Origin of the sequence: Hanamia caeni (assembly GCF_003721595.1) — a bacterium.
In the GTDB taxonomy this organism is placed as follows: domain Bacteria; phylum Bacteroidota; class Bacteroidia; order Chitinophagales; family Chitinophagaceae; genus Ginsengibacter; species Ginsengibacter caeni.
Window position 1 is genome coordinate 551,525 of sequence record NZ_RJJR01000001.1, and the last position, 13,260, is coordinate 564,784.

Annotated in this window: 11 protein-coding genes; 7 read left to right on the forward strand and 4 right to left on the reverse strand. The window is 40.0% G+C overall.

All coding sequences use genetic code 11. The features are described from left to right. Positions 1-184: 184 nt before the first annotated feature. On the reverse strand, positions 185-673 hold the full coding sequence (locus EFY79_RS02540; protein ID WP_123119084.1) for a hypothetical protein: 489 nt from the start codon (positions 671-673) through the stop codon (positions 185-187). A gap of 479 nt (positions 674-1,152) precedes the next feature. Here EFY79_RS02540 and EFY79_RS02545 point away from each other — a divergent pair, with 479 nt between their 5' ends. From EFY79_RS02545 to EFY79_RS02555, 3 genes are all read left to right on the forward strand, one after another. Then, positions 1,153-1,737, forward strand: a complete 585-nt coding sequence (locus EFY79_RS02545) for a hypothetical protein (RefSeq protein ID WP_148041833.1) — start codon at positions 1,153-1,155, stop codon at positions 1,735-1,737. A 618-nt stretch (positions 1,738-2,355) separates the two neighbouring features. Next, complete coding sequence (locus EFY79_RS02550) at positions 2,356-3,381, forward strand: SDR family oxidoreductase (protein ID WP_123119086.1); 1,026 nt, start codon at positions 2,356-2,358, stop codon at positions 3,379-3,381. 1 nt (position 3,382) lies between these two features. After that, entirely contained in the window at positions 3,383-3,958 is a 576-nt protein-coding gene (locus tag EFY79_RS02555) for a Crp/Fnr family transcriptional regulator (RefSeq protein ID WP_123119087.1), read from the forward strand. Positions 3,959-4,258: 300 nt separating this feature from the next. Here the strand turns inward: EFY79_RS02555 and EFY79_RS02560 are convergent, their stop codons facing one another. Both EFY79_RS02560 and EFY79_RS02565 read right to left on the reverse strand, forming a co-directional pair. Continuing rightward, positions 4,259-4,666: a hypothetical protein gene (locus EFY79_RS02560; protein ID WP_123119088.1), complete on the reverse strand. Its 408-nt coding sequence runs from the start codon at positions 4,664-4,666 to the stop codon at positions 4,259-4,261. 175 nt (positions 4,667-4,841) lie between these two features. Next, on the reverse strand, positions 4,842-5,099 hold the full coding sequence (locus EFY79_RS02565) for a hypothetical protein (protein ID WP_123119089.1): 258 nt from the start codon (positions 5,097-5,099) through the stop codon (positions 4,842-4,844). A gap of 129 nt (positions 5,100-5,228) precedes the next feature. On the opposite strand from EFY79_RS02565, the gene EFY79_RS21365 reads away from it, so the two are divergent. The 4 genes from EFY79_RS21365 (at position 5,229) to EFY79_RS02595 (ending at position 11,616) form a co-directional block, all read left to right on the forward strand. Then, positions 5,229-5,495 carry a hypothetical protein gene (locus EFY79_RS21365; protein ID WP_158605127.1) on the forward strand — a complete coding sequence of 89 codons (267 nt, stop codon included), beginning with the start codon at positions 5,229-5,231 and terminating at the stop codon, positions 5,493-5,495. A 233-nt stretch (positions 5,496-5,728) separates the two neighbouring features. Then, positions 5,729-6,340: a hypothetical protein gene (locus tag EFY79_RS02580; protein WP_148041834.1), complete on the forward strand. Its 612-nt coding sequence runs from the start codon at positions 5,729-5,731 to the stop codon at positions 6,338-6,340. 232 nt (positions 6,341-6,572) lie between these two features. Further along, a complete protein-coding gene (locus EFY79_RS02590) occupies positions 6,573-7,010 on the forward strand; it encodes a helix-turn-helix domain-containing protein (RefSeq protein ID WP_123119094.1) in 438 nt (145 codons plus the stop codon). Positions 7,011-7,350: 340 nt separating this feature from the next. Beyond that, positions 7,351-11,616 carry a gliding motility-associated C-terminal domain-containing protein gene (locus tag EFY79_RS02595; RefSeq protein WP_158605128.1) on the forward strand — a complete coding sequence of 1,422 codons (4,266 nt, stop codon included), beginning with the start codon at positions 7,351-7,353 and terminating at the stop codon, positions 11,614-11,616. Between the two features lie 513 nt (positions 11,617-12,129). Here EFY79_RS02595 and EFY79_RS02600 read toward each other — a convergent pair. Continuing rightward, positions 12,130-13,254 carry a hypothetical protein gene (locus tag EFY79_RS02600; protein ID WP_148041835.1) on the reverse strand — a complete coding sequence of 375 codons (1,125 nt, stop codon included), beginning with the start codon at positions 13,252-13,254 and terminating at the stop codon, positions 12,130-12,132. Positions 13,255-13,260: the final 6 nt, after the last annotated feature.

The following is a 13,260-nucleotide window of genomic DNA, read 5'->3' on the forward strand; positions in this document are numbered from 1 at the left end:
GCAGTGGCTTCATGATATTCAGCCTACCTTACCAGCTCTGATTGTATACCGCTCTGGCGCAGGTCTCCAGACCTGTGCGTGAGCGTTACTTTACCACCTTGTTGCTGGTCTGTCGCAGGAATATTTTACAGCTTATCAATATAAAGCAAGAGATCAGCAAAGATTCAGCAGCAGCGCTGCTTATTTAATTCCGGTTCATTTTGTAACGGTTCTCTCCGGCAAGCGCCAGCCTGTTTTCGTGAGAGGAAATATATCTTTCAAAATCTTCCGGAATGGTTAAGTGCTCATATACCTCATCATAGAAATAAAGTTCCAGGCTAAAGATGATCGTTTTATGTTTATTGATTTTGAATTTCAGCGTAGCCTCTAAGTCCCATGGCGTAACGCTTATTTCTGCCGCGCCATTAAGATAACGCATCCAGCTTTGAGTATAGCCGAGATGATCAACATCTTCTGTTTTATTCAGTTTAAAACCGGCAATAAATTCATCAACAGTATCTCCTTCAGTGCTAATGTCGAAGGCATTAGGCCCGTAATCGTGATTGGATAATGAAAAGAACGTCCACAGCATGTTTCCCTCTGCTTTGCCAAACTCCATTCCTACTGAATTTCTGAAACGATTATTGCGGTTTTGGAAATAAGTAATTATATCCTCGTTCCGGACATCTGCCATAAAAGTAAATTAGTGAGCCGAAAATAAAAAAAATGGTCAAGTATCCAAAATCATATTGAAGTCAAAGTCTTTTTCTGGTGCAAACCTGGCAGCAATGTCTTTCTGCCTTGGCCATGCTTATGACGCTCCATTGCTTATCAGAGATAGCAACTTTTTTTTGCAAATCAAATACGAGCAGCAAACTCTTGAGTTCGTTTGCGGTTCGAGGGTTTGAATTTCCCACGGATAAGTACAACCAACAACTTCTTTTCCTCATCCCCTGGATTTCATGTTCGCACGTACCATATAAAATTTAAGTTAAGATATGATAGATATAGTAAAAACCTGCAATTAAAATAATCGCCGCTTACAGAAAATCTATTCCGTTAATTACGTTAATTTTATATTCCTGCTCCGGAAAAGCAAACCTTCACTGGCTGATTTTCCGGAGCACGCCTCTTACTAATGGAGCCATTTATTTCAAAATCTAAATGAATAATATGCGCTTCATTTTCCTTTTTCTCATGCTGCTGACAATTAAATCGCAGGTCACTGCACAAACCACTAAAACCGGTTTATATGATCTCATAAAAAATTTTATGTACGACAGCACCGGTTACGAAAATGTAGGTGACTGGGCGGTAGATAATCCAAAACAATACCCGGTGAAATGGAAAGATGATGGCATCATAATGAGTGAAGACACGAGTATTAATTTTTACAGGCGCGGAAATGCGACAGTCATTTTAACTAACGATTTGGGAAGCACACCTTTGCAATGGCAGCTTATGCTGAAGGGAGCAAGAAGCGGATATTCCTCATTCAGCATGCTTAGCCAGCCTTCGGAAAAATATAATAACCAGGTTACACTTGACAGTTTATTTGGGAACAAAAAATATGAAGCCAGGCTGATTAAAGCCTGTGATAATAAGGTATCGGGATACAACTATTATGAACTCAATATTCCAAAAAAAGATCCTGAATTTTTAAAAGTTAGCTGGGTCAGTTTGAATGGCAAAACTGTACTCCGGATTGATGGATATGACAACTGGAGCAAATATGCAGTGAAGCTTACTTGCAGGTAATATTGCCTTAATTAGCCACGCCTTGGTTCGTGTCCCACGAACCACTATTTTTTGAGTGAAAGCAAAACAAGTTCCCCTTACTCTTTATTTAGAAAATGAAGACCTTTTATAGATTTACTAAATTCTGCTGGAATTTTGAAGCGGCACCACGTGCTACCAGCTACTTAATCACAACACCAAAATAACAATCACCGTTATTTCTTCATTTACTGTATCGATCCCAAATTCTTCCGGCTGGCGCATCTCCCGACCTGTGACTGTTCGTTACTAATCCCGGATGAAAGAATAAATCCGCAATTCCTGCCCTGCCACAAACATCACTCTTTTGCCCTTCGCTAATTACTCGTCTTTAATCAACATCCTTACTTCCGGTTCGTACTGGAGAAAAGAAGATTTTAATCATTAAAAACACAAGCGCGACGCTTACGCCAGTGGGGGTTTTAAGTAACGCTCATGCACAGGCCAGGAGGCCTGCGCCAGAGCCAGCAAGCGGTTCCGGCTCGCGAAGGTTCGAACCATGTCGATGGCGATAATCTGTAATGTCCAATGATCAATTTTTTACCAAATGGTAATTGCAGCAAGTGTATTGTTTTCTTCCTTTGCACTAAACAATAAACAATGGAAAACAAAAGAGTATTAGTAACAGGTGTAACAGGGTTTTTAGGTGCTCACACGACTATTCAGCTTTTAGATAAGGGGTATGAAGTTGTCGGAACATTGAGAAGCAAAAACAGGATACATGCTATTAAAGCAGTCATTGGTAAGCACACAAAAAACATTCACCACCTGGCTTTTGCTGAAGCAGACCTGGATGACAACGATATATGGCTTAAGCTTACCAAAAATGTAGATTACATACAACATATTGCCTCGCCTTTTCCAAGAACAGTTCCTGCGAACGAGGATGAGCTTATAACCCCTGCTAAAAATGGAACTTTACATATTCTGAAAGCTGCCAGCACCAACCAGGTAAAACGGGTAGTTATGGTATCGTCTTTAGGCTCGATCGCCTATGGCAAAACAAAAAAAGAATTGGATACTATCTTTGATGAAAATGACTGGACAGACGTTTCTAATCTTAAAGACACGACGCCCTATTACAGAAGTAAAACAATAGCCGAAAAAGTAGCCTGGGATTTTATAAAGCAGGAAAAAAACGGGTTGGAATTGGCTACTATTTGCCCGGGAGCAATTTTAGGCCCGGTAATAGATAATGACTATGGCACGTCTGCCAACATTATTATCAGCCTGTTAAATGGCAGTCTTCCCGCATTGCCTAAAATTGAATTTGATATAGTAGATGTCAGGTCGGTTGCAGACTTACTGATTAAAGCTATGGAAATGCCACAAGCTGCAAATAACAGGTACATTGCCGCTTCGGGACATTTTACTTATAAAGAAATCGCACAAATTTTAAAACAGGAATATCCGGACAGGAAAATACCTTCTATAGTGCTTCCTGATTTGGTGACAAAAATATTTTCTATTTTTCAGCCACTATTGAAACCTGTGTTACTTGAAAATCGCAGAAGAAAAATTGATTCCGGTAAGGCCGCCAAAGAATTACAATGGCAGCCTTTATCATCCAAAGAAGCCATACTATCGTGCGCTCAAAGTGTTTTGGAAAACAAAATTGTAACCTAAGATGGAAAAATTAAAATCGGCTTTATCATTTGGCGGCATCCTGCCGGAAGGCGACATTGCTATCATCGCATCAGCATTCCAACACCGGGCGCTAAAGCCAGCGGAATATTTCCAAAAGTTCAACAAGATAGCTGATAAGATTGCCTTTGTGGAGAAGGGTGTTTTGAGAACATTTAGTTCAGATGAACAAGGGGATGATGCAACAAAATATTTTGTGAGAGAAAATCAATTTTTTGCAGATATGATAAGTTATTATTCGGCACAGCCTGCCACAGACGCCATACAGGCAGTAACGCCTTGCCAGATATCCTGGATTTACTTTTCGTCTATTGAAAAACTATTTGTTGAAATCCCGGGCCTCTATATTTTTTTCAAAAGCGTTTCGGAATCTACATTGTTAAACAAACTAAAGGACAATGATTTTTTAAATTTTGGAAATGCTAAAACCAGGTATCTTGAGTTTATAAAGCGTTATCCTGAAGTAGCTCAGCAAGTTCCGCAACAATATATCGCCTCTTATCTTAAGATCACGCCACAATCATTAAGCCGTATCAGGAAAGAATTGGTAAAAAAGTAATAGCGGATAACTCGCTTTCAGAAACACCCGGCTGGCGCAGGCCTCCGACCTGTGACTGTTCGTTACTAATCCTGAATGAAAGAGAAATTTGCAATTCGTGCCCGGCCACAAACATAACTCTTTTGGCTTTCGCTAATTCCTGATAACAAAAGATAATTTACTCATCTTTAATCAACATCCTTACTTCCGGTTCATACTTTCAAAAAGAAGATTTTTAATCATTTAAAACACAAGCGAGACGCTTGCGCCAGTTGTCGTCTAGGGGCAAAGCGCTAAACTTAAGTTACCTCTCCAGCCCATTTATTTTACTCTTTTATAATAATGCCTGAAGCCATCTGAGATCATATAATCAGTAAGTATCAGTTGGTTATTTTCGATGGTATATGCTTCTCCAGTGGGGTCGCCAAACTGATCAGAGTTAAAGTGAATTACTTTTACGGAAGTTGTATCACCTGTAACATAGTAGTTTCCCTTTAAAGGAGGCTTTCCGGTTTCAGTTACATAAAAAGAGGAATCGGGGTTAAAGTTCAATAAAAGCACACTGTTATTTTCCGCCTTTATTTTATGAAAGGCCAAACCACCTTCCGAATATTGCCATTGCCACTGCCCGGTAAGGTTGGAATTATCCGCAACAGTTATATCATCCTTTTTGCAACCGGGAGTAGTAACAAATATGAAAACTATTAAAATGAAGAATATGTTTTTCATTAAAGGGCGTTTTAATTTAGAGAATATTTACATTTGGTTTTATTGACAACGGCATCTGGCAAAACGTTGCATCATTTTTTCCATCACTCACCAAAATAAAAAACCATTTATTTCCTCGTTTACTGTACAACTTCTTTTTCCCCAGATACTAACTCCACCAAACGATCTTTCAAAATTAAATTCCGGTGGCTTCGTAGAATAATAATAACAATGCGCTGGCGGGCGCAGAATCCGGAGAACCTAAAACAGGCTCCTCCCTGGTAACTGCCGTATGCATAATACTTACAACCGGGCGTACAATATTTACAACCAGGCGTACCGAAATCATAACCAAACGTATGGAAGCCATAACCGGGAGTACTGAAATCGCAACCAAACGTGCTATAGGAATAACCGGGCGTGTGGAAATCACAACCAAACGTATTGAAATCATAACCGGACGTGCAAAAATCGCAACCGGACGTGCTATAAGAATAACCGGGCGTGTGAAAATTACAACTTGTGTTTAAGAGGTGACACCTTTTCAAAAGGTGTCACCTCTTTATCAATCTGTTCAGAGACAATGCCAATTGTTTCGGATGCAACGGCGATATCTTCGGATGCAATGGCGATATCTTCAGAAGCAATGGTGATTGTTTCAGATGCAATGGTAATTGTTTCAGATGCAATGGTGGCTGTTTCAGATGCAATGGCGACTGCTTCAGATGCAATGGCGACTGCTTCAGATGCAATGGCGATTGCTTCAGATGCAATGGCGATTGTTTCAGATGCAATGGCGATTGTCTGCCAGCAAATCACTCAAGTTTACCATTATAATTTGTGGGAATAACCGGAAAGAAGGGTGATTTTGCGGGGCCAAAAAATACTTTTTTTTATGTCAGTTTCATCCATTAAACCGGCTTATTTTCCTATCCAAAAAAAATATTTTGGGAATTTGGAGGAATTTCGGGCATTTTGGAGGAACGATGATAAGATTGATGCCCTGGCCTGCAATATGAAAAACGAAAAGAAGTTTATACCATTAACCACGATATGCTGGCCAAAAAATTTAAACCCAAAAAGATGAAAAAAATTCGTATTTCATTCAGCAGATTCACCGATGTTAATTTCCGGAAAAATGGTGAGCACGTTTACGACTCACTGATCAACAACACAGCATTTGTAACCCTTGCTACGCTTCTTGTGGTGGTAAAAACAGCACTCGATAAGTACACTGCAGATCTTGCTGCAGCGGCTACAAACGACAAAAATGCGGTTGCTCAGAAAAACCAAAGCCGTTTTGAGCTGACTGCCCTTTTACAACAGCTTGGCCTGGCCGTAATGGCTGAAGCCAATGGTAACGAAGCCATGCTGATCAGCAGCGGATTTACCCTGGTAAAAACCAGGGAAGTGCGCTACATCGCTAACCCCGGAAACGTAACTGTTTCACAGGGCATCACCAGCGGACAGATGATCAGCATGGTGAAGGGCCAGAAGGCTGCAACCGGTTATGTGCACCAGATGACAACCGAACTCCCGGATGACAACACTGCCTGGATAAGTAAAAATTCCAGCAGCAGCAAATTTGCCTGGGAGGGCCTTGTTCCCGGAAAACAATACTGGGTAAGAGTTGCAGTAATCGGAAGCAGAAAGCAGATTGCATACAGCACGGTGGCTGTATGGTTCGCACAATAAATATGTCACCGTTAATTCAGAAACAGATAAGGTTATCACCTGGACGGTGGTAACCTTTTTTTAATGATTCATCCCGGATGTTTGTGCTATAGCTTCCCAAAAAAAACCGCGATTTTTCTTGCAATAAACAATTCGGCAGTTTATATTTATGACGCATTAGTTCTTTACCTGCTAACAGGCATTTGGTGCTAATGAGTTTCCCAAACATAACTGCAATTAAAAACCAATATATATGAGAAAGCAAAATGTAACTGCAACCAAAACCGTTTCACAAAAAAAGAAAACAACTTCTGCACGTTTAAGTAATTTTAAACCCACCAGCGAGGAATTGTCCAAAGCGATGGCTGTAAAATTGGCCATGAGCAAGGATGCAGCATTAATTAAATCATTAAAGCTGGAAGAAGAACAGGATAAGTTTAAACCAATCGTATTTTCAGATACCTGGTATGAGTGGTCAGTATTGGCACAAAAACTTCATGTGCATCCGAAAACGCTCGGCAAATGGCTCAAAAACGGCTGGCTGGCTTATTCAGCAGTTGGAAAAATATGTATCATAAATAAGGCAGACCTGGAGGAAATGCTGCTTCAGTTTCGCAAACCCTCTATTTGGGTGTTAATAGGAATCATCCAAATATTTGGAGAGTTATTGGAAGTGACGACCTTTGAATAGTAAGTGTATTTGCTAATCTGTACGTCATTGCGCTCTGGCGCAGGTCTCCTGACCTGTGCGTGAGCGTTACTTTATCTTGCTTTATTAAAACCCGCAAATGACGCCGCAGTGTTGAGTTTGCGATGATAACAATCGAACTTACTTTGACGCCGGACTGCGTCAGTTTTGTATCCTGATAATTAGTTCAGACAAACAATACTAATATCTTTTTATCTTCGTTTTATTTTATAGCTACTGCTTAGATCAATAGCCAAATCACTGTAAAAAGTATAACGCTTTCCTGTTTAAGATGCACTTATATAAATATACGCTTAACATTACGATTAGCCTGTTACTAAATATGTCTGCCTGTTTTATATGCCATGCACAAATGGTTTGCGATCATGGCTATTTGCACGAATACACGGCACCAGGAAATATTGAACCTTTTGCAACAAAAAGTTTAAGTAATGGTGAAGTATTGATAGCCGGGAAAGGCACTTTATCTGCAAATTCACCCTATAAAGCGATGGCAATTAAATTATCCTCTTCCGGCTCTGTTATATGGAGCATCATGTTGGGAGGAAATGTTGAAGACAGGTTTAGTGGTATCGACCTTCTTCATGATGGTAGTTATTTGTTGTATGGTACTACTACTTCATTTGGGCATACAGGGGGAAAGATCCTGCTCGTAAATGTAAGTAGTAATGGAAACTTAATCTGGAGCAAGCAATTGGGACTGCCAGGAAATACTATTGATAGGATAAAAGCAATAAAACAGTCTGCTGATGGCGATTTAATTGGTACATTTAACAGTAATGACAGCAGTACAAATAGTAATCCTGTTGTTTTTAAAATAGCATTAGATGGAACAATACAATGGGCTCGCCGGTTTGATAATCATTCCGCCACCAGCTTTACCTCGATAGGATTTGATAATAACAAAATTTATGTGGGCGGCTTTTACACTGACCGGAAAAGAAAGGGTGTAATCACTACGATGAAAAGCATGGATGGTTCGGTGATAGCCTCTCAAAAATTATATTCCGGAGACAGCACTATTGACCAGGAAGTTACGGATATGGAAGTTTACGATAACCAGGTTTCTTACGGTTTAAAAAATAGTTCGCTCAATAAAATGCTTGTTGTTAAGATGGACCTGCAGGGCAATAAAACCTATAAGAGTGTAATAGAGGATTGGGCTGGTAATGAAGCATCGTATTTAAAAAGAACTGAAGACGGATTCCTGCTGCTGCTTTCTATGAATAAATGGGGCTACAATCCGGACGTGATTAAGTTTAACAAATTTAACCTGATACAATGGAGTGCGTTTCAATCAAATCTGTGGTATGATCATGGACAAAAAAATTACAGTGTAGATACAACCAGCGCCGGAGGCAGTGTTTCGGCAGGCTATTACCCGGATTACAACAATGGTGCAATTAATAAAATGATCGTATCGCGAACCAATGCCATGGGTGAAACAGGCGATTGCCAGGCCGGGGGAAATACTTTTGTTATGGATACAGCTACTATTTCAGAGCAGCCGTTTTCCTGGATTCAAGAGCCGCCACTGACTGTAGTAATAGCTGAATCAATTTCTCTCACCACGACTTCTTTTACAATTGCTCAAAAAAGAATATGTGATAGCATTTATTGTAAAGATATTACACCCCTGCCTCCGGGATGCAATAACACTTCGCTTATTGAGTATGCAGCAAACGGATTTAGTATTCTGCGCGATTTTGTGAATACATCTGATGGTGGTAAAGTGGCTGTAGGAGATATAGAAAGAAATGGATTGATCGTGAAATTTAAGGAAAATGGGGACGTTGACTGGGCTAAGAACATAGGAACTACCGGAGGCAACCAACTGTTCGAAAGAGTGATATCCAATGACAATAATATTATTGCTTTCGCTAACAAATATTACACACTGAATCATATCGAACATAGTGAATTAGATATCTATAAATTAAATACTGACGGAAACATTCTTTTTGCAAAAAAACTTAAATTAAACGCCAGCTACAATTTAGAATATGCACAGATGAGTGATGTTTTTGCTACACCGGATGGGGGATTTGTTATTCTTGTTAATGATGGTTACGGTACCGGCTCTCTATTTTCCTATGTAATCCGGTTTGATTCCAATCTGCAGGTAGTATGGAAAAAGGAACTTGCTCATTTTCATTCCTTCGCCGCTCCCATCTTCCGTTCTGTTTTTTGTACTAAAGATGCTGTTTATATTTCAAATGATTCATACAATAGTTATGACCAGGATAAAATAGGGCTGCAAAAATTAGATTACGCAACCGGAAAAAATATTTGGGACAAGCGATTTGTCTTTCAAAGTACCCTGGTGAGGATGAATAAATTAATTGTAAGCAATGACACGCTATATGCATTTATAAATAACCTGGTGGCTATTAACCCATATATGTCGCAGCCTGGCATTTACCTTCTAAAAGTTACTGACTCCGGTTCTTCTGTTAGTGCAATATCATTTGAGGGAGATCCCATCACCTACTTAACCAACAGGTTTGATTATCTCGATGAAGACCGCCCAACGGTTGCCATTACCGGCCAAAATGATTTCGTGATGAGCAACCAGGTAAGAACAACCACCGGCACCCAATTGAATGTTTCAAGATTCGATAAAAACGGAACCGTAAAATGGTCAAAAAATTATCCGGGCCTGCCTACTCATTTTGTATATAACATTCATCCCGATGGAACTGGTTTTACAATTGCAGGTACTGCTAACAGGAATAAGGATCCCTATTTCACCAATGCCTTTTTAATGAAGTTAAATGGTAATGGTGAAATCAGCCCGAATGCTTCAGGAACTTACAGTCCTGCGCCTGCTGTTCTCAATACTTCTGCAATCAGCACTACCGAAACCAGTTCGGGAATTGATTCTGTTATTAATGTTAAAAGTGTAGCCCTGGCTGATATTAATCCAATATCGCTTGATGTGGCGTATGACGCAACATTGGATGTTAATAAAAAAAGCGATTGCCCGCCGGTTGTTTTATCCGTCAGGGGGAATAAATGCAATGAAAAAGATACGCTTGTGTATTATCTCGCAGATAATCGGTGTGGCGCTGTCGCGACCTGGAAATACGACACCACATTTTTTAAATTGATCTCATCAAAAGCAGATAGTATGCGGTTAGTTCCGCAAAAGACAGGTGAATCTTTTGTTTATGCCACCATAGCAGACGGTTGCTCGATACAAACGGATAGTATTCTGGCTTCCGTTTCATTAAAAGCGTCCTCATTAAATCTTGGATCAGATACAACTATTTGTTCGGGAAGCACTATCACCCTGCACGCCGGAGCAGCTTACTCATCTTATTTATGGAATAATTCAAGCACCGATTCAACTATTGCCGTTTCCTCTCCGGGCGTTTATTTTGTGAAAGTAGCAGATAAATGTGGAGAAGAAGCTATAGATTCAATAAGAGTGACATTTATTGAAAACAACTTCCACATCACTGGTGCGCCCGAAAAGTGTAATAATGATACGGTTATTTTATCGGCTAATGGAGGTTATGCAAATTATCAATGGGCTCCTTCGGGGAATTTGATTTCTGATGGAAGTACAGTAAAAGTAAGCCCTTTAAAGAGCACCTGGTATTATGCAACCGCTGAAACTCTTCAGGGTTGCTTTTTAAAAGATTCTTTCCTCCTAACCGTAAATACTTCTCCATCCCTGAACCTGGGAAATGATACTTCAATTTGTGAGGACAAGTCGATAATTTTAACGGCATCAACCGGTTTTGCAAATTATGATTGGAGTGAGGGCAGCACTTCTTCTTCAATCGAGGTAACCTCTCCAGGCTTATATTTCCTTAGTGCTACTTATTCCAATAATTGTATTTCCAGGGATACGATCCAGGTTAATAAATATCCTTTTATCAAGCCTTTTTTGGGTAACGACACTTCAATTTGCGAAGGCACAGTTATTCATCTTCTGCCCGATAACTATAAAACCTATGAGTGGAGTAATGGAGTAATCACCGATAATTCCATAACCGTATATAATAAGGGTGTCTACTGGGTGAAAGTTACTGATCAAAATAGTTGTATTGCATCTGACACCATCAACATTCTAAATGTTTACAATAAACCTGAAAATTTTTTACCGTATCAAATGGAAATCTGTTATGGAGACGGAGTTATATTGCAACCCACAAAGCAGTTCATGAATTATGAATGGTCAACCGGAGAAGCGGGCAGTTTTATAAGTGTTAAAGACTTTGGTGCTTTTCAACTTACCGTTACAGACCAAAATGGATGTATAGGAAAAGATACCATTATCGTATCGGAGAAACCAAGTTGTTCTGGCCAGATTTATTTTTTTAATGCATTTACACCAAACGGTGATGGAATAAATGAACAATTCAAGCCGGTTATCAGATCGCTCCTGCAGAAATATTCTCTTAAGGTATACAACAGGTTTGGAGAGGTTGTGTTTTCAACCAATGATCAAAGGATTGGCTGGGACGGAACATTTAAAGGAGCATTTCAGCCCGCAGGCATTTATGTATGGTATTGTAATTACCAATTTAATAATATGCCTCTAAAAACCGAAAAAGGAACTGTTACACTGATCAGGTAAAAGTTAACTTTCATTCCAGACCTGCGCCAGCGTAAGGCCTGACTGTGATTACAAAAAAAAATTATGCTATTTATTTGGTTACCCCCGGAGCTCAGCGATTCCTTTCTGCCTTTTCCATGCTTGTAACGCTTAATGGTAACATTCACCCGGCACTGACGTATATCTACAGTCCTGGAATTCCCGCCACTCCATCACTGCATAACCATGGTAACTACTTTTTGTAAAGCCGGATAGAACACAAAATCAAGTGAAGGCCGGTCACAGAAACAGAAACCGGTGCAAGCATAAGCAAATGGATTTTAGGTTCCAGGCGCTTATCCACGCCTTCCTCCCCCCACGAACTACTATTTTTTGAGTGATTGAAAGCAAAACAGGTTCCCCTTAATCTTTATTTAGAAAATGAAGTCTTTTTACAGGTTTACTAAATTTTTGGTGGAATTTTTGACAGCTCAGCGTTGAGGTGACCCCCCCACACGGTTTACCCGATCCCCGTAACACATGAAACGCTTTATTTTAAAAGGTCTGGCTGATCCTGATTCCGGGTGTAACACCTTTAAAAAAGTTATTGAAATACATGGAAGGCTCGATAGTGGTCTTTGACAATTTCAGTCTACCCACGCCTAAACGGAAAGTGTTTTTCTCCATGAACTCTCCTTCCCGCCTGATAAGATAACCGAGGGAAAATACCGCACTGTAAGAGAAATCCTTGTGCGGATCACGGTCAGTAGTGCCACCCTGCCCGTAGGTAAGTGTGAGAAAATCATTCCTGTAAGTCCGCAATTTACCGTCGGCATCTTTCGCAAATAAAAAATGCGGTTCCCAAAATAATCCCGGCACCCACTTGTAACTTCTGTCGCGGTTTGTCAGCGTTAGTTGTGTTCCTACACTAAAAGAAGGCACAAAATAGTTTTTGTAATTCTGTACATTAACGGTGATGTAGCCGTTTATAAAATCTCCGCTGCCAGCGTTGGTAAAGCCTTTGGGATGATCGGCATAAATGCTTGCGTCATTTTTGATATAGTGATAGCCGGTTCCCAAAACAGTGGGCCATTTGCCGGTGATATTATTCCGGATCGTTTTTATTTTTTCGTTTAAACGCCCATTCATATAGGTAGCCAATTCCTCTATATTGTTTAAGTAAAAGGTAAGATGGTAATAGCGGGGTCTGCTTGTGTTGATGCGATCTTCAGGTTTTGGAGGATTGGTAATAACGCCGATAATATTTACTGTGTCCTGTTCTGTTTTCAGCGAAGCCAGTTGGCCATTGTCCAGGAGGAAGCTGGTTCCCCCAGGCTGAAATTGCTGAAACCGGATCTTTTTTCTTCCCTTGCCATCAGATACATAATCCACTTTTTTTGAAGTAAGCTGATTCGAAAAAGAATCTTTAAAAGGCGCCATGTCCTTTTTAAAAACCTCCAGGATCGAATCCATATTATCAATTATTTGAAGATCCGAAAGATCTGTCACTTCAATCGTGAGTTTATTTTTCTTGCCGAGGTCAATATAAAAGCGCCTCGACATGATGATATTTTCAGGCACTGCAAAAGCTTTATCGCTTGTACTGCTGGTTTTGGTTTGGCCGCAAACGCTTGCCGGGATGCTTATCAAAAGCATCATTACGATGGATAATTTGTTCATGTTATT